Source organism: Neorhizobium sp. PAMB6630 (assembly GCF_058242775.1).
This window is the reverse complement of sequence record NZ_CM177836.1, coordinates 3,406,428-3,427,640: the sequence shown is the minus strand read 5'-3', so window position 1 is coordinate 3,427,640 and position 21,213 is coordinate 3,406,428. Positions and strand designations below refer to the sequence as shown.

Sequence of the window (21,213 nt, the reverse complement as noted above, 5' to 3'; positions counted from 1 at the left end):
AACCGGTCGCATATGCAGACCGGTTTCGCACCCGGTCTTTTTAGCCACTTGTTTAACGTGGCTGCAAGCCGACCGGCCAAATCACCACGGGATAAACCTGCCTTACGCCCGTCTGGCGCTTGCGTCAATTCCCCGGTTTTGCTTTTGTCCTGCGATTGAAGGATAGGGTTTATGACACGCACATCAGGCATTCTGGCGGATAGCGCCATCGGCGCCCTTTTCGAGGCGGGCCGGCTGAAAAGCCAGGCGCCGCTGGATGCTGACCAGATCCAGCCGGCAAGTCTCGACCTGCGTCTCGGCGCAAAGGCGCTGCGCGTGCGCGCAAGCTTCATGCCCGGCCCCAACCACACGGTGGCCGACAAGCTGCAGCGCCTGACGCTGCACGAGATCGATCTCGAAAACGGAGCCGTGCTGGAAACCGGCTGCGTCTACATCGTGCCGCTGATGGAAAGCCTTGATCTCCCAGCTGACCTCTCGGCCTCCTCCAATCCGAAAAGCTCGACCGGCCGGCTTGATATCTTTACCCGCGTGATGGTCGATCGCGCCCAGGAATTCGACAAAATTCCCGCCGGCTACACAGGCCCGCTCTACCTCGAAATCTCGCCGCGCACCTTCCCCGTCATCGTGCGGCGCGGCTCGCGCCTGTCGCAGATCCGGTTCCGCACCGGCCATGCGCTTCTGACTGAACCGGAAGTTCTGACATTGCACGAGGCGGAAACGCTGGTGGCGAGTGAAACCCCGAACGTTTCGGGCGGCGGCATCGCGCTCTCCATCGACCTCAAGGGTACCGGTCCGGACGGGCTCATTGGTTATCGCGGCAAGCACCACACCTCCGTCATCGATGTGGACCAGAAGGGCGCCCATGATGTGCTCGATTTCTGGGAGCCGCTTTACAGCCGCGGCCGCGACGACCTGATCCTCGATCCCGATGAATTCTACATCCTCGTCTCGCGCGAGGCCGTCCACGTGCCGCCGCTTTATGCCGCCGAAATGACGCCCTACGACCCGCTGGTGGGTGAATTTCGCGTGCATTACGCCGGCTTTTTCGATCCGGGTTTTGGCCATGCACCGGCCGGCGGCTCCGGCAGCCGGGCGGTTCTGGAAGTGCGCAGCCACGAGGTGCCCTTCATCCTCGAACACGGCCAGATCGTCGGCCGCCTCGTCTACGAACACATGCTGGCCCGCCCGCACGGCCTCTACGGCTCCGGCCTCGGCTCCAACTATCAGGCGCAAGGCCTGAAGCTGTCCAAACACTTTCGCGGCTGACAGCCGACACGCCAGCCCCGATTTCCACTTGAACGGCAAAGCCGCTTGATGTTAGAGCTTTGGCGCTCAAGCGGGTGTAGCTCAATGGTAGAGCAGCAGCTTCCCAAGCTGAATACGAGGGTTCGATTCCCTTCACCCGCTCCAGCCTTTCCTCCCGATCCAGTTGCGTTTCCGCCGCTCAAGTCTGCGGCAAAAAGCGTTTTCGTCTCAGGTAGAAAATCTTGTCGGCGATCTTGGCCGCGATGCCTGTCGGGCGTGGAGCCTCCTGCCGCAAAAGGGCAGGGTCCAGCAGATGCGCCTTGAAATCCTCCATCACGGCTGCCGGCGTGTGGCGTTGCAGGAAGTGCGCAGGCTCTGCCCGCAGCGACCGGTCGAAGGTCAGCAGGATGCGGGCAAGATCGAAGCGGTTTTTATAGACAAGGGTGTCCGTGCCTGCGTGCTCGATATGGGCGCGCTCGCGGCTGCGGCCGTAGGTAATGATCTTGCGCCCTGCGGCGTGGAATTCGGCGCAAGCCAGACCAAAGGTTTCGCCGCGTTTGCGCGCATGCAGCATGGCGTCCGCCGTCTGGATGAACCGCGCCTTGGTATCCGCATCCGTCGTGCCGGGCAGAAAGTGCACGCGCGGGTCCGACAGGAACGGCTCGATGTTCATGAAGATGAAAAACGTATTCTTCGATTTGGCGAGAACATGCGGGATGACCTTGGCTTTGACGAAATCGATGTCAAAGCTCTGCCGTCCCCCGTAACAGCCAAACACGGTAGCTTCTGAGGGTATGCCCAGCATCGCGCGCAGATCACCGGCTGTCCGTGCCGGGTGAACGATATGGGGAACGGCGGCGCCCTTTTGCCGCCGGCACAACCGCGCAAGCCACGGCGACACATAGGCATAGGCATGGCCGTGGATTTCTGATGGTTTTGTCGGGAAAACGGCATGCACCATGGTTGGAATGTCTGGAAAATCGACTGCGTCGCGGGCGCCGCTCTTGATCGTGTAGAACGCATCCACCCGGTGCGACCGAAGCCGTTCATGCAGGTCTGAAACGGAGGAATAGGCGATGACCTCGAAGCGGGCCTCGAATTTCCGGATGGCTTCGGCAACATTGGCCTTGGCGTCCCGGTCGTAGAAGATCAGGCTCCTGTTGCCGAGAATGGTCTCGTTTCCCTCGGCGTAGTCGAAGAGCGCAACCGATGTGCCCCGCTCGCAAAGCTCTCCGCCATTGAAACCGATCAGCACGCAAACCTCCGTATATCCTGCAGCACAACCACCAGAATCGGCAGCAACCATTGCCTGCCGCGCCACAGCGGCCATACCATTTCCGTTCTGCGGGCAGCAAGCGTCTTGCAAGACCGTTACGAGGCCCTTGTCATCTGGCGTAGAAAGGCATTATCACCGCGCGCGAGCGATATCCCGGATGGAGGGTCGCAACGGGAATGGTCATGAAGACAGTCAAAATCTGGTACACCGACTTCTGGCCTGAGTTCAATCCGCAGAGCCTGTTCCTGATGGATGTGATCTCGCCTGACATCCGTGTCGTTCTCGATGAGAAAAATCCGGATATTCTGTTTTATTCCTGCTTCGGAACCGTTCATCGCACCTATGATTGCTTGCGGGTGTTCTTTACCGGCGAGAATGTGCGTCCGGACTTCAATATTTGCGATTATGCCATCGGTTTCGATCATCTGGTGCTTGAAGACCGGCATCTGCGTTATCCGCTCTATTTCTGCGATCCGGAGCGCGCCGAGGCGGCGCACCAGCGGGCGCCGGTGGATGCGAGCCTGCTCAGCGACCGCGGCTTCTGCACCTTCATCTATTCCAATGGCCGGGCCGATCCGGTGCGAGACGGATTTTTTCATCGCCTGTCAGCGCAGCGTCCGGTCACCTCGCTCGGGCGACACCTGCGCAATGATGATCGCTTCGATCACGTGAAGGGGCTCGATCCGGTCAGCGCCAAGGTGTCGGTGATGAGCGGGTTCAATTTTTCCATCGCCTTTGAAAATTCGAGCACCCCCGGTTACACCACCGAAAAACTGTTTCACGCCTTTGCCGCCCGCTGCATTCCCATCTACTGGGGCAATCCGAAGGTGGCTCTCGATTTCAATCCGCGCGCCTTCATCAACCGGCATGATTTCGAAGACGATGACAGCTGCATCGCCCATGTCATGGCGCTGGCGGAAGATCCGGATCGGATGGTCGCCATGCTGAACGAACCGGTGTTTGCCGATGGCAATGATCCGGCACGTCGCCGCGAAGAACTTGCCGCCTTCCTCAATTTCATTCTCGGGCAGGACATGGAGGCAGCGCGACGCCGGACGCGGTATGGTTATGCCGCGATCTTCGTGCGCCGCAACGAACCGCGCCAGCGCTCGTGGCTGAGCAAGCTTAATGCCAAGCGCAAGGCGTGGCGCCACCGTTGAGTTTTCAGCCGGCTCACCGCTTTCGGGTTGGCCGATGGGGCGTCTTTTTCCAGAAGAAGGGGTTGGTGCGCAACTCGTTCAGCGCCCGCCAGGCGGCATAGGAGGTCATCATCCAGTGCAGCGGAACAGCGAGCCAGCGATGGCCGACCTTCAGCTTTTCAAGGCCGATCATGGAGCCCACGCCAAGGCCGAGGAAGGTGATGTAGCTGCCGAGCACGTTTGATGTGTCGAGCAGCATCAGGACAAGATCGGTGCCGGGGATGTCTGACAGAGGCGTGTGGATCAGCGTCAGCCCGGCATTCACCATGAACAGCAGGATCAGCGGGTGCAGGAGGGCAGACAGCAGCATGCCGCCGATCATCAGGTGAAAGACGACCGTGGCTTTGAGCCCCATCTGCCGGCCCGTCAGGATCGGGTTGCGGGTCAGCACCAGCCAGGTCTGTAGCCAGCCCTTGAACCAGCGGATGCGCTGGCCGGTCCAGATCGGCAGTGAAACCGGCGCATCCTCCAAGGTCTGGCAGCGCAGCGTTTCGGACCGGTAGCCGAGCCGGTAGAGCCGCAGACCGAGATCGGCATCCTCCGTCACGTTGAACGGGTCCCAGCCGCCGACCTTGCGCAGCACGGCGGTGCGGAAATGATTGGACGTGCCGCCGAGCGGCAGCGGCATGCGGTAACGGGACAACATGGGCAGGAGGCCGCGAAAAAGCGCTGCATATTCCACCGCAAACAACGTGCTGACATAACTTTCATCGACATTGGCAATGATCAGCGGCGCCTGCAGGCAGGCAAGCTCCGGCCCGCTGGCGCGGAAGCGTTCATAGGCCTCGATGAGCTGATGCGGATGGGGCCTGTCTTCCGCGTCGAAGATGGCCAGAAACTCGCCTCTGGCTGCCGGAAGCGCATAGGCGAGAGCCTTCGGTTTCGTGCGCGGATGATAGGGGGGAACGGTGACCACCTCGAAATAAACCGGCAGGTGGAGGGCGGCAAGCGCTGCCAGGGTGTCTGTGTCGTCTTCCTCGCAGACCAGTTTGATATCAAGACGCGACCGCGGCCATTCCAGCCGCTCCAGGCTGGAAACCAGCTGACCCACCATGCCGGCCTCGCGGTAGATTGCCACCATCACCGTATAGTCCGGCGGCGGGCCTGTGGGAACGGCTGCGGGTTTTGGCGGTCGTTTGCGGTATTTCTGTTGAAACAGGGCAACGAAGCGCAGCGAAAGCGAAGCAAGATAGGCCAGCGACACGGTGGCATGCACGAGTGGCAGCAGGTGTTGTGGCTGCATGATGCAGGCGCAGACGGTGGCTGTAACGGACGTGCCGACAACCAGTCCCTGGCGGCCCGTCGCCACGATCCGCGCTGAATGATCCGGTTGCAGTTCGAAAAGCTCGCTGGCTGCCTTGCGCACCCGCCGGGCCGAGCCTGCCGCCCAGACGGCACGGCGCAGCGCGCTCGGCGTGGTGACCACCAGAGTGCTGGCAAGTTCCGGCAGGCGTGTCAGAAGGCTTGCAAACTCCGACAGTTTTTCCGCTCGTGGCACCATGGCGATCTGCGGCATGCGATTAGGATAGGTCAGTCGTACCTGGTAGGGAAAGACCAGCTGCGTATCCATGCTCGCCATGTCGACAAGGTGGGCCGGATCGATGGTGTCGAGAAAAGCCAGGTGGAAGTAGTCCGCAATCGTGCGGTAATAGGTGTTTTCCTCCACCGTGCCATCGTACAGCATCTCATTTTCGACGGTCGTGCCGTTGTGCTTGGCCCTCTCGGCCAGCCGCGCAATGGTCGATGTCGCAAAACCGAGCGCCGACAGAATGTCCACCTCGGTTTTCGCCCGAAAGATTGCCGGCCATTGTCCATGTGTGAGGACAACATTCCGTAGATCCGCCATCGTGGGCGGATATTCCCCCATGTCCGTCAAGCTGATACACCGTTGACTGAGTTCTTCGCCGACTTTTCCCCACTTGGATCATAGACACACACGCCATGGTTTCACCTCTCAAAACTCAGGGGTCTCTCGGAAAGAAGAGCCTGTTTCTCCGGATTTTGATGTTATTGTCGGTATTTGTCCCCGTTTGGGCATCGGCGCAGACGTCGGACATGCCGGTGCTGTTTGATGCGAACGAGCGGCTGGCGAAACCGGATCTCTCAACCCTGCCGCGTCTGCGGGTGCTGATGACGGTGGACTTCCCGCCCTTCAGTTTTGTCGACCAGACGGGAAAGCTCTCCGGGTTTCATGTCGATCTCATCCGGGAAATTTGTGCGGAACTCGCCATTGAGGCGAAATGCCAGATCCAGGCCATGCCGTTTGACGATCTGGAGGCGGCGCTGCTGGCGGGAGACGGGGAGGCGGTGGCAGCCGGCATCGCCGTGACGCCGTCCTTGCGGGAAAAATTTGCCTTCTCACGTCCCTACATCACCATACCTGCGCGTTTTGCGAAAAACCGGTCGGTGGCGCTCATCGGAGAGGATGCCGCAGCGCTGGGTGACCATTCGGTCGGCGTGGTCGAGGGCACGGTCCATCAGAAAATGTTGAAGGCCTTTTTCCCGAAAATCCGCGCCGTTTCCTTCGACAGCCAGGAGGCCATGCTGGAGGCGCTGAAGACGGCAAAACTCGATGCGGTGTTTTCCGATGCGCTGCGGCTTCCCTTCTGGGTGGGAAGTCCGGCCTCGCAAAACTGCTGCACGCTGTTTGGCGGCGCCTATCTCTCGGAACGCTTTCTCGGCGAAGGGCTGATGCTGATGGCGCGCCCCAACACGCCGCAGGTGGTGGCCGCTTTCGATTATGCGCTGGCTGAGCTTTCCCGCAAGGGACGGCTGCAGGAGATTTACCTGCGCTATTTCCCCAACGGGTTTTATTGACCTGATGCGGACCGGCGTCCGTTATTGGCTTGCCCAGATGATGCGGGCAATCCACTCCACCTCGGCCATGTCGAAGACGCGGTTGGGATGGGCAGGGTTCAGCGAACTGATTTCAATGGTGCGCGCGCTCTGGCGCAGCAGCACCTTGGCCATCACTTCACCCTCGCGGGTTTTCAGCACGATGCGGTCGCCGCGGCGGATCTGCGCGCCGGGCTCGACGATCAGCCGGTCGCCATCGCGGTAAAGCGGCAGCATGGAATCGCCCTGAACCTCCAGCGCGTAAACGCCGGCCTTGTGTGTCGGGTCGGTTGGAAAATCCACCACGTCCCAGCCCTGGCCGGCTGGAAAACCGCCATCGTCGAAAAAGCCGCCGGCGCCGGCCTGGGCAAAACCGAGAAGCGGAATGGCGCCGCGCTGGGGTGGAAAGGCGCCTTCCGGCAGGCTTCCATGCTCCATCTCCGCCGGCAGATAGCTTAAAAACTGGTCGATCGAAGCTCCAGTTGCCTCAAGCACCTTGGCAATCGATTCCGTCGAGGGCCAGCGCAGCCGCCCATCGGGGCCAAGGCGCTTGGATTTGTTAAACGAGGTCGGATCAAGGCCGGCGCGGCGGGCAAGTCCGGATGCGGTCATCCGGTGACGCTCGGCCAGCGTATCGATCGCCTTCCAGATCGTATCGTGCGACAACATCACCGTTCTTGCTCCGCGCCTTCAACAGGCGCCTCCTGCGGCAAGCGTCGCAAGGTCAAACCTGCCGGCGCAGTCACCGGACCTGATCCGCTCGCGCAATGAAACGACGCCTGCATCCAAAACAACAGTCGAAGCCGCGTGAAACTCACGCCGCCTGTCTGCGTATCTCTAATGAATGCCTGTGCCCGAGTAAAGAAGAAAAGGAATAAAATCCTCACGGCGCCCTGGTCGCGCCGCCACCGTCCGCTTGAAGGAAGGAAGCGGAAGCCTCTTAGGCCACCATGGCCATGTTGACCTTGCCAAGCTTGATCACCGCCTGCGTGCGGCTGTCGACATTAAGCTTCAGCAGAATGGCGGACACATGGGCCTTGATCGTGGCTTCGGACACGCCAAGCTCATAGGCGATCTGCTTGTTCAACAGCCCCTCGGCCAGCATGGACAGAACGCGGTTCTGCTGCGGTGTCAGCGTTCTCAGCCGTTCCACCAGTTCGACTAGGGCAGGGTCCTGGTCGCAGCGTCCAGCCATCTCGTCCGGGGCCCAGATGCCGCCGTCCAGCACGGTGCGGATGGCGGTGCGGATGTCGTCGAGACCGGAGGATTTCGAGATGAAGCCGGAGGCGCCAAGCTCCAGCGCGCGCCGGATGGTTGCGGTGTCGTCGCTGGCCGAGACGATGATGATCGGCAGGCTGCACATGTCGCTGCGCAGTGACATCAGGCCGGAAAAGCCGCTGACACCGGGCATGGAAAGATCGAGAAGCAGAAGGTCGGCGTCCGGATGGGCCTGTGTTGCCTCCCGCGCCGCCTCGAACGTGCCGGCCTCAATGATCGACGGGGCACCGGTGATCGAGGAGCCGTCGGCGATGTCGTGCAACGCCTGGCGCAAAGCGCCGCGAAACAGTGGATGATCGTCTGCAATGATGATTTTAAGCTGTTGCATGTCCACGCCCCCTCCCAAGAGCATAGTCTGCATCCGTCCCGTCTCATTCTTAAACTGCATGCCATGGTGAAACAAGCCTAAGTTTCAGCGGGTACATTTACGCGCTGCTGCCACGGCGCCCGGACCATCGTGAGCCGGGATGGCGCCGGCATCAGCCGCGGTCTGGCTGGGGTACGCCGTCGTGGCGGAATTCTTCGACCAGGCCCATGAAACGTCGCATGAAGCGCTCCATGATCGAGAGCGAATGTTCGATTTCCGCCTCGCTTGCAGCGGGGCCGGACGAGGCGAGGCGATCCAATCTTGCTTCCAGGGCGGTTACCCGTTTGGCGAGCATGTCGAGTTCCTGATCATAGGCGGCCCGTTCGTCGGCGGCCATGCGGCAGGTCAATTCAGACGCCGTCTCGCGGCAGAATGTGATGGCCCCCGTTCGCTGGTCAAGCCGGATGAAGCCGGTCTCGGTCTTTTCCAGCCGGTAGCGCGCCGTATCCGCCGGCGATGCCTGGGCGTCCTGTGCGAGTGCCGGACCCGCGCCAAGCGTGATGAGGGTTGCCAAGGTAAATAATCCTATCCGCATGTCATGCTCCCATTTCCCTGGCCCGCGTTCCGGCCTTTTTTCCGGCCCGTCTCGGGCGTGATCTCGTCGCCCTCTCTTTGCTGGCATGGACAATGGTCGCGGTTTGCGGCAAAGCCTGCCTCGTCTCCACTGGCAGAGAGGCCGAGGATGAGCGGTATCATATATAAGATCGTGCCGGATGTTTTATGGCAGGCGGCACGGGAAACGGGCGTTTTTAAGGGGGCAGCCGTCGATCTCGCCGATGGCTTCATTCATTTCTCCACCGCATCCCAGCTTCAGGAGACCGCAGCCCGCCATTTTGCCGGCCAGTCGGACCTGCTGCTGGTGGCGGTGGATGGCGCGCGTCTCGGCGCAGACCTCGTTTATGAAACCTCGCGCGGCGGCGCGCTGTTTCCGCATCTTTACGCCCATCTGCCGCTCTCGGCCGTGCTTTTTGAGACGCCGCTGCCGCTTCTTGCCGATGGTACACACCAGTTTCCGGAGATTGTCTGATGTCGCTTTTTAACCTTGCCCGCAACGCGCTGTTCACACTCGATCCGGAAACCGCGCATGGCGTTTCCATTGCCGCGCTGAAGTCCGGTCTTGTGCCATCGTGCCGGATCGTGCCGGACGAGCGCCTGAAGGTGACGGTTGCCGGGCTGCAATTTCAAAATCCGGTGGGGCTTGCAGCCGGTTACGACAAAAATGCCGAAGTGCCGGAGGCGATCCTGCGGCTCGGTTTTGGCTTCACCGAGGTCGGCACGCTGACGCCAAAGGCGCAGGAGGGTAATCCGCGCCCACGCATCTTTCGCCTTGTCGAGGATGAAGGCGTCATCAACCGGCTGGGTTTCAACAATGAAGGCCATGCGGCCGCCCATGCACGGCTATCGGCCCTGAAGACACGCGGCATCGTCGGCGTCAATATCGGCGCCAACAAGGATAGCGTCGATCGCATCGCCGATTATGTCGCCGGCATTCACCGCTTTGCCGCGCTCGCCTCCTATTTCACCGTCAACATCTCCTCGCCGAACACGCCGGGCCTGCGCGACCTGCAGGCGCGCGACAGTCTTTCGGCGCTCCTGTCGGCAGTGCTTCTGGCGCGCGACGAGGAGGCAGTGCGCACCGGGCGCCGGGTTCCCGTTTTCCTGAAGATCGCGCCGGATCTCACCGAAGAGGGCATGGACGATATCGCCGCCGAGGTTCTCTCCCATGCGCTCGATGGGCTGATCGTGTCCAATACCACGCTTGCCCGTGATGGATTGAAGGATGCCCGCCAGGCCGGCGAGGCGGGAGGGCTTTCCGGAAAACCGTTGTTTGCCCGCTCCACGGCGGTGCTCGCCCGCATGCGCAAACGCATCGGCCCCGACCTGCCGATCATCGGCGTTGGCGGCGTGTCCTCGGCAGAGACGGCGCTCGAAAAGATCCGCGCCGGGGCGGATCTGGTGCAGGTCTATTCCTGCATGGTCTATCGCGGTCCCGGTCTTGCCGCCGAGATCGTGCGCGGACTGTCTGCGCAGATGCAACGCATAGGCGCAAGCTCGATTTCCGAGGAGAAGTCACGCCATCTGGAAAAGTGGAACGCTTACCCCTTGTAAAGTGGCACGCTAGGGTTATTGTTGCATCTCTCGTGTATCTTCGGTTGCGCCTGGCGCTTCCGCTGTTTGTCGCAAGGTGCCTGATGATCTTGAAGAATAGCCGGCCGATCACCGTGATCGTTGACCTTCTTCTGGCCGTGCTGCTGGTCCGGTTGCTGATGTGGATCGATCCCGTGGCCGAGGCAACGCGTTTCTAAACCACGTGACATCAGAATCGGCACGCCTCCGCCACCTCCCCCGAGATGACGCGGTAAGGTTGCGTTTACGTCTTCCTGTCCTTGCGAAAATCCTGGAACCAAGCCGCGTCAGGCCGATAGCACCATGGCCCAATAGGTGCGCGATGTCGCGGGCGCGCGGGCAACGGCCACGCCGACCGCGCGGTAATTGCCGAGCATGTTGACAAGATGTTTGGGGGAATCGATCCAGGCCTGCACCGCATCGGTGACGTTGGACTGGCCGCTGGCGATGTTTTCGGCCGCCGGAAGCGGCACGCCGTTGCGTTTCATGCGATCGCCGAAATCGTCACCAAAGCCGATCAGGTGCTTCATCTCGCCGGCCTTTGCCATGCGCACCGCCTGTTCGGCCGCAGCCTGCCCCGTCGGCCCGCTGGCGGAGAGGGAGGACAGGCCGTGTTTCTGGCGCAGCGCATTGACGAGCGGCAGCGCCGCACGCGTCTCGTCGGTGGCGCCGGCAATCGAGATGGTGGGGCGGGTCAGCGTACAGCCGGCAAGCGTCAGAAGCGCGCCGCCTGAGACAAGCAGAAACCCACGTCGGGCCAGAAGATCGATAGAACGGGTCATTAGCGCCTGTAGCTTAAAAGACGAAGAATGATGAAGGCGGGGATGACGATGGTGGCGCCAAGGATCAGGTAATCACCGACGGCGCCCAGCGCACTGAAACCGCGATGCCAGAGATCGACAACGAAATCGCGGATGCCGTAAAAGACATCCCACGGGCGCACGTCGAACACGGCCATGACAAAGCCGACGATCAGCGACACGACGATCAGTTTGACGATGGTGCGGCCCGGACTGTCTCCGAGAACCCTGCTCATCTGGTCGGCCATGCCGTTTTTTCCTCTGTGGTTGCGTGGTGAGAGAGATAGGTCCGCAGCCCGGCTGCCGCAAGCAGCCGGGTCTCGTCCTGCGATAGAACTTGTATTTTTTTGTGGCTTCGGCCAGAAGCGCGCATCCTCTTGCGCATCGAAGCCAATGACCCCCATCCAATTCTCGTCCGGCGACGTGATCGCCGATCGCCGCGCTGATTATGCCCGCATGTTGCTGGACTCTGGCGATGCCGGTGCTGCCGCCGACCTGATGGCGCAGGCGCTGGAGCTTGCCCCCGTCTGGGCCGCCGGCTGGTTTCAGCTGGGGGAATTCTTCGAAAAGGCGGGTTTGACGTCCGAGGCGGTTAATGCCTATCGCCGCGCCGCCGACCTCGACGAACCCGGCATTTTCGGCGCGCCGTTGAAACTTGCGTTGCTGGGGGCCGTCCCCACGCCGGAAAGCCCGCCATCGGCCTATGTCGAAGGCCTGTTTGACGATTATGCCGACCGGTTCGAAGCATCGCTCATCGAAAAACTGAACTACAGCGTGCCGCAAAAGCTCTTCCGCCTCGTTGGCCCGCATGCGCCCTTTGCGCTGACCGTCGATCTTGGCTGCGGCACCGGTCTTTTCGGGCTGGAAGTGGCATCGGCAAGCGGCCGTCTGGAAGGGTTTGACCTGTCGGCGAACATGCTCTCGAAAGCCGGGGAGAAGGGCATCTACCGGCATCTTGGTCAGGCGGATCTGTCTGAGCCAGCAGAAGGTTCCGGCCTGTTCTCCCCCGACCTGCCGAAGCACCGCGCCGATCTGGTCTCGGCCGCCGATGTCATGATGTATCTCGGCAGCCTCGACACGCCGTTTTCGCTTGCCCGTGACCTCCTGAAGCCGAACGGGCTGTTTGCCTTTTCCGTCGAAGATGCTGAAACCATCGAAGATGGCGGCGATGCCGAACCGGGCTTTTGCCTGCAGCCATCGCTGCGCTACGCCCATCATGAGGCCTATGTGCGGGACAGTCTTGCCGAGACGGGGTTCGAGGTTCTCGACCTGATGAAGACCGACATTCGCATGGATGCCGGAAAAACCGTGTTCGGCATTCTGTTTCTTGCCCGGCTTTGCGCCTGAGCCAACGCTTTCTTTCCTTTTGACAGGGACCCTCCGCACCATCTTGAAGGGGCGGGTTTTGCGGTGCACAATTGCCCTCATCAAAAAGGGGAAAAGCAGTCTTGTCGGAAAAGAAGGCAACGGTTCTTTCGCAGAAGAAAACGCTGGGCTTTTACAGCGCAGATCCCTCCCAGCATACGCTGCTGGAGGATAGCCAGGGTCTGTTGACCGGCGCGCTGGTCTCCGGCCTCGGCTTTTACCTGCTGAACCGCGTCGGGCTCCTGACCGGCGGCACGGCGGGTGTGGCCTTCCTCATCCATTATGCCTTCCACATCTCCTTCGGCCTGCTGTTTTTCATCGTCAATCTGCCGTTCTATTATCTCTCCTTCCGCCGCCTCGGCCTTGCCTTTTCGGCAAAAACCTTTCTGGCCATCGGCCTTGTCTCGGTGATTACGGAAGTGGAAGGCCGCTTCCTCGTCATCGATTACCTTCACCCGTTCTGGGGCGCGCTGATGGGTGGGCTTCTGCTCGGCTACGGGCTTCTGGCGCTCTACCGGCACCGGGCAAGCCTTGGCGGCGTCGGTATTCTCGCCATCTATATCCAGGAGCGTTTCGGCATTCAGGCCGGCCTCATCCAGCTCGCCTTCGATACGGGCGTCATGGCGGCAGCCTTTCTGGTGCTGGAGCCGCAGGTGGTGATGTGGTCCATTCTCGGTGCCGTCATCCTCAACCTGTTTCTGGCGGTCAACCATCGCTCCGATCGTTATATCGTGGTGCGCTGATGGCAAAGACAGGCAGCGAAAAGACCCCGATCGGCCTCTGGGCCTCCAGCCCCGATCGCCATTCGCTCATCGAGGATATCCAGGGCATTGCCGCCGGTTCGATGCTGGCAGCGCTCGGCGTCACGCTGCTCTCCTCCGCGCATCTGCTCATCGGCGGCACGGCAGGCCTTGGTTTTCTCCTGCGTTATTCCAGCGGGCTGAGTTTCGGGGTGGTGTTTTTCCTCATCAACCTGCCATTCTACTGGATCGCCTACCGGCGTCTTGGCCTTGCCTTCACGCTCAAAACCTTTTCCGCCGTGGCTTTGACCTCGGTGCTGACAGAAGTGTTGCCCGGCCTGATCCACATCGAGGACATCCATCCGCTCGTGGCCGCCCTCTTTGGCGGGCTTTTGATCGGCACCGGCATGCTCGCGCTCTTTCGCCACCGCGCAAGCCTTGGCGGCTTCGGCATCCTCGCGCTCTACCTGCAGGACCGCTTCGGCTGGCGCGCCGGCTTCGTGCAACTGGGGCTCGATGGCGTCGTGCTGGCGCTCTCCTTTTTCGTCGCCACGCCGATGGTCATCCTTTTGTCCATCCTTGCGGCGCTGACATTGAATCTCACTCTTGCCATCAACCACCGCACGGACCGCTATATCGTGCGGTGACAGCCTGTTCCGGAATTCTCTCGGGCGCGGCGAAAATGGTGATTTCGAGAACCGGAGCGGAGCGTACTTAGAAGTACGTGAGCACCGGACAAGCAGACATCGCCTTTTGCAGCCCGCCATAGGGAATTGCGGGATAGGCTGGGACACCTCTTCTCTTTCGCCCGCGACCCATTACCTTAGGCCTCGTGGATAACAGCCCTGCCGAACCCTTGAGCCAGACCGTCGATCTTCTGCCGCGCCCGTTCACGGACTGGTTCGCGCAAAAGGGCTGGAGCCCGCGCGCCCATCAGATGGAGCTTCTCGCGCGCGCAAGCTCCGGCGAGAACATGCTGCTGATTGCGCCGACCGGGGCGGGCAAGACGCTTGCCGGCTTCCTGCCCTCGCTCACCGATCTCACCCGGCGCGGAAAACTGCCGCCGGGTGAGGCCTTCACCGGCGTCCACACGCTCTACATCTCGCCCTTGAAGGCGCTCGCCGTCGATATCGAGCGCAACCTGATGAAACCGGTCGAGGAGATGCGGCTGCCGGTGTCGGTGGAAAACCGCACCGGCGATACGCCACAATCCAAGCGCCAGCGCCAAAAATTGAACCCGCCGGATATTCTCCTGACGACGCCCGAGCAGGTGGCGCTGCTGATCGCCAACAAGGATGCCGGACGTTTCTTCAAGGATTTGAAATATGTCGTGCTGGACGAGTTGCATTCGCTCGTCACCTCCAAGCGCGGTCATCTTCTGTCGCTTGGCCTTGCGCGCCTGCGTCGTCTCGCACCCGGCCTCACCACCATCGGCCTGTCGGCAACCGTTGCCGATCCCATGGACCTGCAGCGCTGGCTGGTGCCGCAGAACAGCGGGTCAGACGATGCGCCAGCGCCGCCGGCCGGCCTCGTGCATGTCACGGGCGGTGCAGCACCCGATATCAAGATCCTCTCAAGCGACAAGCGCATCCCCTGGTCCGGCCATGTCGCGACCTATGCCATCCCCGAGGTCTACGAGGAAATCCGCCGCCACAAGACGACGTTGATTTTCGTCAACACGCGCTTTCAGGCCGAGCTGATCTTTCAGGAACTCTGGACGATCAACGAGGACAACCTTCCGATCGCCCTCCATCACGGTTCGCTCGATGCCGGGCAGCGGCGCAAGGTGGAGGCCGCCATGAGCGCCAACCGCCTGCGCGCCGTCGTCGCCACCTCGACGCTCGACATGGGCCTCGACTGGGGCGATGTCGATCTGGTCGTGCATGTCGGCGCCCCCAAGGGCGCCTCGCGGCTTGCCCAGCGCATCGGCCGCTCCAATCACCGCATGGACGAGCCGTCGAAGGCGATCCTTGTGCCCGCCAACCGTTTCGAGGTGATGGAGTGCCAGGCAGCACTCGATGCCAATTATCTCGGCGCGCAGGATACGCCCCCGGTCGGCGAAGGGGCGCTCGATGTGCTCGCCCAGCACGTGCTCGGCATGGCCTGCGCCGAACCTTTTGATCCGCTGGAGCTATTTGGCGAGATCACCAGCGCCTCGCCCTATGCCGACCTCTCCTGGGAGATGTTCGAGCGCATCGTCGATTTCGTCGCGACCGGCGGTTATGCGCTGCGCGCTTATGAGCGCTACGCGAAAATCCGCAGGACGAAGGAGGGCCGCTTTCGCGTCTCCAATCCGCAGATCGCCCAGCAATACCGCATGAACCTCGGCACCATCGTGGAGGCTGCCGAGCTGAATGTCCGTCTCGTCAAGCACAATGCCAAGGGCACCATTGGCCGCGGCGGCATGTCGCTTGGCAAGGTGGAGGAATATTTCCTCGAGCAGCTGGTGCAGGGCGATACGTTCCTGTTTTCCGGCAAGGTGCTGCGGTTTGAGGGGATCCGTGAAAACGAATGCCTCGTCTCCAACGCCTTTTCGCTCGATCCAAAGATCCCCGCTTACGCCGGCGGCCGGTTTCCGCTCTCCACCTATCTCGCAGACCAGGTGCGGGCCATGCTCGCCGATCCCGCCCGCTGGCATGTGCTGCCGGATCAGGTGCGCGACTGGCTGGCCTTGCAGCGTGAAAAATCCATGCTGCCGGCGCGCGACGAACTGCTGGTGGAAACCTTTCCCCGCGGCCAGCGCTTCTTTTTGATCGCCTACTGTTTCGAAGGCCGGCTGGCCCACCAGACGCTCGGCATGCTGTTGACGCGCCGGCTGGAACGCGCCGGCGCCCGCCCGCTCGGCTTCGTCGCCACCGATTATTCGCTCGCCATCTGGGGCCTCAACGACATCGGCGAGATGATCGCGCGGGGGCGTTTGAGCCTTGCCGACCTGTTTGACGAGGACATGCTGGGCGACGATCTGGAGGCCTGGCTGGATGAAAGTTTTCTGCTGAAGCGCACGTTTCGCAACTGCGCGGTGATTTCCGGCCTCATCGAACGGCGCCATCCCGGCAAGGAAAAGACCGGCCGGCAGGTCACGGTCTCCACCGATCTCATCTATGACGTGCTGCGCAGCCACGAGCCGGATCATGTGCTTCTGGAGGCCACACGGCGGGATGCGGCATCAGGGCTTTTGGATATTGGCCGGCTTGGCGTTATGCTTTTGCGAATCAAGGGCCATGTCGTGCATCGCCCGCTCGATCGGGTCTCGCCGCTTGCGGTTCCAGTCATGCTGGAAATCGGCCGCGAGCCGGTCGCCGGCGAAGCGCAGGATGCGGTGCTGGCAGAGGCTGCGGAAGACCTGATTGCCGAGGCCATGGGCTAGGAACGACGACGGGGAAGGCGGGAACGGGCTCGCCACAGAAAATGACGATGATGAACCAGAGACTGGCGGTTGCCGCCGCAGACATCACCACCCTTGCAGCCGGTGCCGAGATCCTCGTCAATGGCGTCGTCGCCGTCTGCGATCCCCTTGGCGGGCTTTACCTGCCGGATCATGGCGTGCTCGTCGTCTCCGATCTGCATCTGGAAAAAGGCGCCGCCTTTGCCCGGCGCGGCATGATGTTGCCGCCTTATGATACGCTGGCGACGCTCAACATCCTGTCGGCCGTCATTGCCCGTTACGATCCGAAAACCGTGATTTCGCTCGGCGACAATTTTCATGACCGGCGCGGCTCTCAGTTGATGCCGCAGGCATTTCGCGACACGATTAATGCTCTCGCGCGCGGGCGCGACTGGATCTGGATCAACGGCAACCATGATCCGGATGGCACATTCGACCTGCCGGGCCAGTGTGCCGACGAACTCGTCTATGGTGGTCTCGTCTTCCGCCACGAACCGAGCCTTGTGGCCGGCAAGGGCGAGATCGCCGGCCACCTGCATCCCTCCGCAACGGTCGGTCGGCGCGGCAAATATGTGCGCCGGCCCTGTTTTGCCACGGATGGCACCCGTCTCGTCATGCCCGCCTTCGGGGTGCTGACAGGCGGGCTCGACCTCAAGCACAAGGCCATGCACGGCCTGTTCGACCGTGCCGCCCTCATTGCCCATCTTCTCGGCCGGGACCGGATTTATTCGGTCCGCTTTGACAGCCTGATCGGCTGAACCCTACTGGTAGACCTGAGTTGCAACCGCGCTCATGTCGAGCGTGGCACGCGCGATCTTCAAAAAACTATCCAGCGGGCAGGCGCCGTCCACCATCTCGCTCTCGCAGCCGGGAAGCGTGACCGCGGCCTGAAGCGGCGGCGTTTTTGCGTCAAGCGTCGAAGCATCGCGGATCTGGTCGAGCGTTGGCGCTACGAAACCAAGGCGCACATAGGCTTTGCCCGTCGCATCGTGCAGCCGCTCGAAGGTCAGCGCACCCGTTGGCGGTGTTTCATCGTCCACGTAAGGGGGGATGTGCCAGTGCAGGCCAAGCAGGGTCGCCACTTCCGCCTGTTGCGTGTCGCTTCCCATGAACAGCAGGAATTTTGCGTCCGGCGGGCCCTCGGTGCCGGTTGCTTCTTTCGTGCCGGCTGCCGTTGCGAGCAGGATCTGGTTTAAAAAATTGGAGGCATCGCGGCGCGCCAGATAAGGCACTCGGTTGCCCACGTCGTATTTCCACTGGCGAAGTTCTGACAGGTGGATGATGTCTTCGGCGGTCGAAGCCTTACCGAAGGCCACCTGATCTGCCGGAAAGCCGTTGGCATATTGCAGCAGGAACACCTGAACTAGCGTGCCGGCTTCGGCGAGAGGTCCCTTGACGGAGACGCTGGCGGGCTTGTCGCCCTTGGCCTCCTTCATGTCGATCGTCCAGGGGCGTTCCGCCATCGAGCAGGCACTCGTTTCGCAGCCGAGAATGCCATCAAGCTCCTTCATCAGCGGTGCGGCCTTGGCCTTCATTGCATCGAAACTGCCGCCGGCCGCGTCCAGAATGGCGGTCTTTGCCTGTTCGGGATTGATCGCGCCGAGCGCTGCATCGGAAGCCGCATAAAGCACGTCCACGTCACCGGTCTTGTTGAAACCGACGGCAAGGCCGCAGCCGGGGAACATGGTGGAGAGGATCACATTGCCCGTATCGATGGTGCGCTGGACCGAGCCGTTTGCCCAGCCGAAGACCTCGCCCGGTGCCGGGCAGCCGCTCTGCGCCACAAGCCCCTTGTCGCGCAACATGGACATTTCCCAGCCCGCCAGCTTTTCGGCAGCCTTTGCGCCATGCGCCGTCAGCATGCCATCCGCCACGTCCCAGACCGGCCAGGCTTTCGCGGAATAGTGCAACAATTCCTTGCTGCTGGTTTGCGGGCGCACGCCGTGGCGCATGATGGCGATATACTTGTCCGGCGTCAGCGCCGCCCCTTGCGCGCCGGCGGCGGCAACGGGCAGGGCGAGGGGGAGGACAAGCGGAAAGCTAAGGGCAAGGCGAAGAGCAGATTTCCAGACCATGGAGGCTCCGGGAAAAAGATTGGCGGCGGGCCGCGTCGCGCAGGGGAGGCGCCATCCGGCGTCCTCCCGGCGTTCGCTGTAATAAGGTTACATGAACGTGCCGCGACAAATTTGTGGCCGAAATACGCCCGTCCGCTCCCTTCCTCTATGGCCATCTCTTTATGGTAACACATGCGACGAACGCGCCGGTTGCGAAGCGGCTTTCGTGCGGACTCAGCGTGGCAGCTGGGCAAAACCCTTGGCAAGGATCGGCCCTGTCGGTCGCCCGGTCGGGGAGCCGCCTGCAGGTTCCAGCGTGATCTCATACAGCTGCGCATCCTGCGGGCGCGGCAGGGATGGCGGCGCAAGGCGTGTGGAGCGCGCCTGATCGATCAGGCCGAGCGAGACCGGCCCCATCTCGCGCGAGGGCAGCGTCCAGACCTGCATCGTGCGGTCGGCGGGAACCTTGAGATCCTCGAGCAGGCGCACCACGGCGCGGTCGGACCCGAAATCCTCGACCACCGCCTGAACGGCGCCGGCCTCATTAACGAGTACAGCCACCACCAGAGGCTCCACGGTGCGGGTGAGGGTGAAGGCAAGGCCCGCCGCCATGAGGAGGCTGGCGGCCAGCCCGCCAAAGGCTGCACGGCGCCAGCGGCCCGCGGCGCGGGTGGCGGCATTGTCGTTTGCCGCAGGAGGGGATGCTTGCGGGGTAGCGTCAGGATCAGTCCAGCTTTGCCTTTCGCCGGCCATCTCGGGGCCTGCTGGCGTCTCCTGCAGGCGGCTTTCGATCCGCTGCCAGAGCGTGCTGCTGACGGGCAACGGCGTGGCCGTCATGTCGAGCGGCAGAAAACGGTCGCGGGCTGCGGCCACGGCGCGTGCGAGGTCACCGTTGCGGACCATCTCGGCCTCCACGGCCAGTTCATCGGACCGTTCCAGCAGCCCCAGCACGTAATCGTCGGCGATGGCGTGGACATCTTCAAAGGTCATGCCATGCACTCCCGAAGGGCGGCAAGACCGCGGCGGATCCAGCTTTTCGCGGTGCCGAGCGGCAGGCGCAGACGCCCGGCAATCTCGCCATGGCTGTAGCCGCCGACATAGGCCATCAGAATGCCCCGGCGGCGGGTCTCCTCCAGCGTGTCGAGGCAGGCGCGCAGCCGGCTGTCGCGGTCAAGCGTTGCAAAGGCGGAAAGCACATGGTCCATCTGGTCGGCCTCGCGCATCGCATCCAGCCGCTCGGCATCCACCAGATCCTCGCGGCTGCCGTCGCGGAGCAGGTTGAGCGCGCGGTTGCGCACGATGGCGTGGATCCAGCCGCGCGCAGAACCGCGGTCGGGGCTATACTGGTGAGCCTTGGTCCAGATGTTGATGAAGGCCTCCTGCACCACCTCTTCGGCGAGGTCCCGTCGCCGGACGATCCGCTCGGCAATGGCAGTCAGGCGCCCGGCCTCGCGGTCGAAAATCCGCTTCAGCGCAAGCGTATCACCGCGCGCACAGGCAAAAAGCTCCCGGTCCAGCCCGTCCGTTGCCATTTCCGCTGCCGCCAAGGACAGGTCCTCCCTCTTTCGCTGTCTCCTCCCAATACGCATGAAAGCCCTCCCGGGATGCAGGCGCCAACAAAAAAGCGAAAAATATTTTTGGCCGCTGCATCCAGAAGCCGAGGCCCGTGTGTCTAGGGGGTGGAGAGTGCGTTCAGGAAAACCCCGCCGGGGCGCGCTCTACCGTCCATTTAACAACGGGAGACCGATGATGAAACTGACCAAGACCCTGCTTGTCGCATCCACCGTGCTTGCCGCTTCTGCCGGCGTCCCATTTGCAGCTCCAGCCGTCGGGCTCGTCGGTGACAAGACGCTGGTGATGTTTGATACGCAGACGCCCAAGGTGACCGAAACGCTCGAAATCGAGGGCGTCCAGCGCCTTGTCGGCATCGATCTGCGCCCCTCCAACGGCACGCTCGTTGGTGTCACCCCGGAAGGCGTCATCGTCACCATCGATCTTGAAACCGGCCGCACGACGGAACTTGCGCGCATGGACAAGCCGGTTGCCATCGGTGAAACGCCTGTCATCGTCGATTTCAACCCGGCTGCCGACCGCCTGCGCTTCATGACCGGCACGACCAACCACCGTGTCCATCCCGATACCGGTGCCGTCACCGTCGATGGCAGCCTCGCCTTCGAGGAGGGCGACATGCACAAGGGCGAGACGCCCGCCATCGTTGCCGCCGCCTATACCAATTCGCATGGCAAGCCGGAAAAGACGGCCATGTACAATATCGATGCCACTATCGGCGGGCTGATCCAGCAGACCAAGCCGAACGATGGCACGCTGAAGGCCGTCGGCAAGCTTGGCCTTGCCGCCACACCGTCCACCTATGCCTTCGACATCCAGACCACGGCTGACGGGACCAATACCGCATGGCTTGTGGCGGATAATGTCGTACACACCGTCGATCTTAAAACCGGCAAGGCGACCAAGTCCGGCGAAATCACCGGCGCAAACCGCTCCGTGCGCGACATCGCCGTGCTGCCGGCGATGTAAGCTG

General features: G+C 62.1%; 21 protein-coding genes, 1 tRNA gene and 1 riboswitch. Of the genes, 12 read left to right on the top strand and 10 right to left on the bottom strand.

The features are described 5' to 3' along the window. Positions 1–19 precede the first annotated feature (19 nt). Positions 20–98: riboswitch (SAM riboswitch) on the bottom strand. 73 nt (positions 99–171) lie between these two features. Both AC4CWF_RS16315 and AC4CWF_RS16310 read left to right on the top strand, forming a co-directional pair. Then, positions 172–1,266, top strand: coding sequence for a 2'-deoxycytidine 5'-triphosphate deaminase (locus AC4CWF_RS16315; protein ID WP_491282678.1), 1,095 nt, complete (start codon positions 172–174; stop codon positions 1,264–1,266). Between the two features lie 70 nt (positions 1,267–1,336). Beyond that, a tRNA-Gly gene (locus tag AC4CWF_RS16310) sits at positions 1,337–1,410 on the top strand. Between the two features lie 34 nt (positions 1,411–1,444). Here AC4CWF_RS16310 and AC4CWF_RS16305 read toward each other — a convergent pair. Continuing rightward, positions 1,445–2,500 carry a glycosyltransferase family protein gene (locus tag AC4CWF_RS16305; protein WP_491282677.1) on the bottom strand — a complete coding sequence of 352 codons (1,056 nt, stop codon included), beginning with the start codon at positions 2,498–2,500 and terminating at the stop codon, positions 1,445–1,447. Positions 2,501–2,703: 203 nt separating this feature from the next. Between AC4CWF_RS16305 and AC4CWF_RS16300 the strand changes: the two genes are divergently transcribed. Continuing rightward, complete coding sequence (locus AC4CWF_RS16300) at positions 2,704–3,681, top strand: glycosyltransferase family 10 domain-containing protein (protein ID WP_491282676.1); 978 nt, start codon at positions 2,704–2,706, stop codon at positions 3,679–3,681. Positions 3,682–3,694: 13 nt separating this feature from the next. Here the strand turns inward: AC4CWF_RS16300 and AC4CWF_RS16295 are convergent, their stop codons facing one another. Beyond that, positions 3,695–5,566 carry a glycosyltransferase family 2 protein gene (locus tag AC4CWF_RS16295; protein ID WP_491282675.1) on the bottom strand — a complete coding sequence of 624 codons (1,872 nt, stop codon included), beginning with the start codon at positions 5,564–5,566 and terminating at the stop codon, positions 3,695–3,697. A gap of 95 nt (positions 5,567–5,661) precedes the next feature. On the opposite strand from AC4CWF_RS16295, the gene AC4CWF_RS16290 reads away from it, so the two are divergent. Continuing rightward, positions 5,662–6,537 (top strand): transporter substrate-binding domain-containing protein, encoded by an 876-nt coding sequence (locus AC4CWF_RS16290; RefSeq protein WP_491282674.1) that lies wholly within the window; start codon positions 5,662–5,664, stop codon positions 6,535–6,537. Between the two features lie 21 nt (positions 6,538–6,558). Here the strand turns inward: AC4CWF_RS16290 and AC4CWF_RS16285 are convergent, their stop codons facing one another. The 3 genes from AC4CWF_RS16285 to AC4CWF_RS16275 form a co-directional block, all read right to left on the bottom strand. Then, on the bottom strand, positions 6,559–7,224 hold the full coding sequence (locus AC4CWF_RS16285) for a S24 family peptidase (protein WP_491285448.1): 666 nt from the start codon (positions 7,222–7,224) through the stop codon (positions 6,559–6,561). 271 nt (positions 7,225–7,495) lie between these two features. After that, a complete protein-coding gene (locus AC4CWF_RS16280) occupies positions 7,496–8,161 on the bottom strand; it encodes a response regulator (protein WP_491282673.1) in 666 nt (221 codons plus the stop codon). Positions 8,162–8,312: 151 nt separating this feature from the next. Next, the gene (locus AC4CWF_RS16275; protein ID WP_491282672.1) at positions 8,313–8,714 is read right to left on the bottom strand and encodes a hypothetical protein; all 402 of its coding nucleotides are present in this window, start codon (positions 8,712–8,714) and stop codon (positions 8,313–8,315) included. A 168-nt stretch (positions 8,715–8,882) separates the two neighbouring features. Between AC4CWF_RS16275 and AC4CWF_RS16270 the strand changes: the two genes are divergently transcribed. Then, positions 8,883–9,227, top strand: a complete 345-nt coding sequence (locus AC4CWF_RS16270) for a DUF952 domain-containing protein (RefSeq protein ID WP_491282671.1) — start codon at positions 8,883–8,885, stop codon at positions 9,225–9,227. Beyond that, positions 9,227–10,309 (top strand): quinone-dependent dihydroorotate dehydrogenase, encoded by a 1,083-nt coding sequence (locus AC4CWF_RS16265; RefSeq protein WP_491282670.1) that lies wholly within the window; start codon positions 9,227–9,229, stop codon positions 10,307–10,309. Before AC4CWF_RS16270 ends, AC4CWF_RS16265 begins: the two co-directional genes overlap by 1 nt. A 305-nt stretch (positions 10,310–10,614) precedes the next feature. Here the strand turns inward: AC4CWF_RS16265 and AC4CWF_RS16260 are convergent, their stop codons facing one another. Both AC4CWF_RS16260 and AC4CWF_RS16255 read right to left on the bottom strand, forming a co-directional pair. Then, positions 10,615–11,109: a CAP domain-containing protein gene (locus tag AC4CWF_RS16260; RefSeq protein ID WP_491282669.1), complete on the bottom strand. Its 495-nt coding sequence runs from the start codon at positions 11,107–11,109 to the stop codon at positions 10,615–10,617. Then, on the bottom strand, positions 11,109–11,375 hold the full coding sequence (locus AC4CWF_RS16255) for a DUF6460 domain-containing protein (RefSeq protein WP_491282668.1): 267 nt from the start codon (positions 11,373–11,375) through the stop codon (positions 11,109–11,111). Before AC4CWF_RS16255 ends, AC4CWF_RS16260 begins: the two co-directional genes overlap by 1 nt. A gap of 145 nt (positions 11,376–11,520) precedes the next feature. Here AC4CWF_RS16255 and AC4CWF_RS16250 point away from each other — a divergent pair, with 145 nt between their 5' ends. The 5 genes from AC4CWF_RS16250 to pdeM all read left to right on the top strand — a co-directional run bounded on the left by AC4CWF_RS16250 (position 11,521) and on the right by pdeM (position 17,375). Next, entirely contained in the window at positions 11,521–12,474 is a 954-nt protein-coding gene (locus tag AC4CWF_RS16250) for a class I SAM-dependent DNA methyltransferase (protein WP_491282667.1), read from the top strand. Positions 12,475–12,617: 143 nt separating this feature from the next. Further along, positions 12,618–13,235 (top strand): YitT family protein, encoded by a 618-nt coding sequence (locus tag AC4CWF_RS16245; RefSeq protein WP_491285444.1) that lies wholly within the window; start codon positions 12,618–12,620, stop codon positions 13,233–13,235. Next, positions 13,235–13,879 (top strand): YitT family protein, encoded by a 645-nt coding sequence (locus AC4CWF_RS16240; RefSeq protein WP_491282666.1) that lies wholly within the window; start codon positions 13,235–13,237, stop codon positions 13,877–13,879. Before AC4CWF_RS16245 ends, AC4CWF_RS16240 begins: the two co-directional genes overlap by 1 nt. Before the next feature lie 209 nt (positions 13,880–14,088). Beyond that, positions 14,089–16,599, top strand: coding sequence for a ligase-associated DNA damage response DEXH box helicase (locus AC4CWF_RS16235; RefSeq protein WP_491282665.1), 2,511 nt, complete (start codon positions 14,089–14,091; stop codon positions 16,597–16,599). A gap of 41 nt (positions 16,600–16,640) precedes the next feature. Then, positions 16,641–17,375 carry a ligase-associated DNA damage response endonuclease PdeM gene (gene pdeM / locus AC4CWF_RS16230; protein ID WP_491282664.1) on the top strand — a complete coding sequence of 245 codons (735 nt, stop codon included), beginning with the start codon at positions 16,641–16,643 and terminating at the stop codon, positions 17,373–17,375. 3 nt (positions 17,376–17,378) lie between these two features. Here the strand turns inward: pdeM and AC4CWF_RS16225 are convergent, their stop codons facing one another. From AC4CWF_RS16225 to AC4CWF_RS16215, 3 genes are all read right to left on the bottom strand, one after another. Next, positions 17,379–18,692: a histidine-type phosphatase gene (locus AC4CWF_RS16225; protein WP_491282663.1), complete on the bottom strand. Its 1,314-nt coding sequence runs from the start codon at positions 18,690–18,692 to the stop codon at positions 17,379–17,381. Between the two features lie 213 nt (positions 18,693–18,905). Next, entirely contained in the window at positions 18,906–19,661 is a 756-nt protein-coding gene (locus tag AC4CWF_RS16220; RefSeq protein WP_491282662.1) for an anti-sigma factor, read from the bottom strand. Then, on the bottom strand, positions 19,658–20,203 hold the full coding sequence (locus AC4CWF_RS16215) for a sigma-70 family RNA polymerase sigma factor (protein ID WP_491285442.1): 546 nt from the start codon (positions 20,201–20,203) through the stop codon (positions 19,658–19,660). The genes AC4CWF_RS16220 and AC4CWF_RS16215 overlap by 4 nt, the downstream gene beginning before the upstream one ends. A gap of 217 nt (positions 20,204–20,420) precedes the next feature. Between AC4CWF_RS16215 and AC4CWF_RS16210 the strand changes: the two genes are divergently transcribed. Continuing rightward, complete coding sequence (locus tag AC4CWF_RS16210; RefSeq protein WP_491285440.1) at positions 20,421–21,209, top strand: DUF4394 domain-containing protein; 789 nt, start codon at positions 20,421–20,423, stop codon at positions 21,207–21,209. The last annotated feature ends 4 nt before the right edge of the window (positions 21,210–21,213 follow it).

Coding starts and splice junctions, on each gene's coding strand:
- AC4CWF_RS16215 (WP_491285442.1), bottom strand. CDS start 20,203: ATGGCAACGGACGGGCTGGACCGGGAGCTTTTTGCCTGTGCGCGCGGT.
- AC4CWF_RS16225 (WP_491282663.1), bottom strand. CDS start 18,692: ATGGTCTGGAAATCTGCTCTTCGCCTTGCCCTTAGCTTTCCGCTTGTC.
- AC4CWF_RS16300 (WP_491282676.1), top strand. CDS start 2,704: ATGAAGACAGTCAAAATCTGGTACACCGACTTCTGGCCTGAGTTCAAT.
- AC4CWF_RS16290 (WP_491282674.1), top strand. CDS start 5,662: ATGGTTTCACCTCTCAAAACTCAGGGGTCTCTCGGAAAGAAGAGCCTG.
- AC4CWF_RS16295 (WP_491282675.1), bottom strand. CDS start 5,566: ATGGCGGATCTACGGAATGTTGTCCTCACACATGGACAATGGCCGGCA.
- AC4CWF_RS16210 (WP_491285440.1), top strand. CDS start 20,421: ATGAAACTGACCAAGACCCTGCTTGTCGCATCCACCGTGCTTGCCGCT.
- AC4CWF_RS16250 (WP_491282667.1), top strand. CDS start 11,521: ATGACCCCCATCCAATTCTCGTCCGGCGACGTGATCGCCGATCGCCGC.
- AC4CWF_RS16265 (WP_491282670.1), top strand. CDS start 9,227: ATGTCGCTTTTTAACCTTGCCCGCAACGCGCTGTTCACACTCGATCCG.
- AC4CWF_RS16280 (WP_491282673.1), bottom strand. CDS start 8,161: ATGCAACAGCTTAAAATCATCATTGCAGACGATCATCCACTGTTTCGC.
- pdeM (WP_491282664.1), top strand. CDS start 16,641: ATGACGATGATGAACCAGAGACTGGCGGTTGCCGCCGCAGACATCACC.
- AC4CWF_RS16285 (WP_491285448.1), bottom strand. CDS start 7,224: ATGTTGTCGCACGATACGATCTGGAAGGCGATCGATACGCTGGCCGAG.
- AC4CWF_RS16270 (WP_491282671.1), top strand. CDS start 8,883: ATGAGCGGTATCATATATAAGATCGTGCCGGATGTTTTATGGCAGGCG.
- AC4CWF_RS16220 (WP_491282662.1), bottom strand. CDS start 19,661: ATGACCTTTGAAGATGTCCACGCCATCGCCGACGATTACGTGCTGGGG.
- AC4CWF_RS16315 (WP_491282678.1), top strand. CDS start 172: ATGACACGCACATCAGGCATTCTGGCGGATAGCGCCATCGGCGCCCTT.
- AC4CWF_RS16260 (WP_491282669.1), bottom strand. CDS start 11,109: ATGACCCGTTCTATCGATCTTCTGGCCCGACGTGGGTTTCTGCTTGTC.
- AC4CWF_RS16255 (WP_491282668.1), bottom strand. CDS start 11,375: ATGGCCGACCAGATGAGCAGGGTTCTCGGAGACAGTCCGGGCCGCACC.
- AC4CWF_RS16240 (WP_491282666.1), top strand. CDS start 13,235: ATGGCAAAGACAGGCAGCGAAAAGACCCCGATCGGCCTCTGGGCCTCC.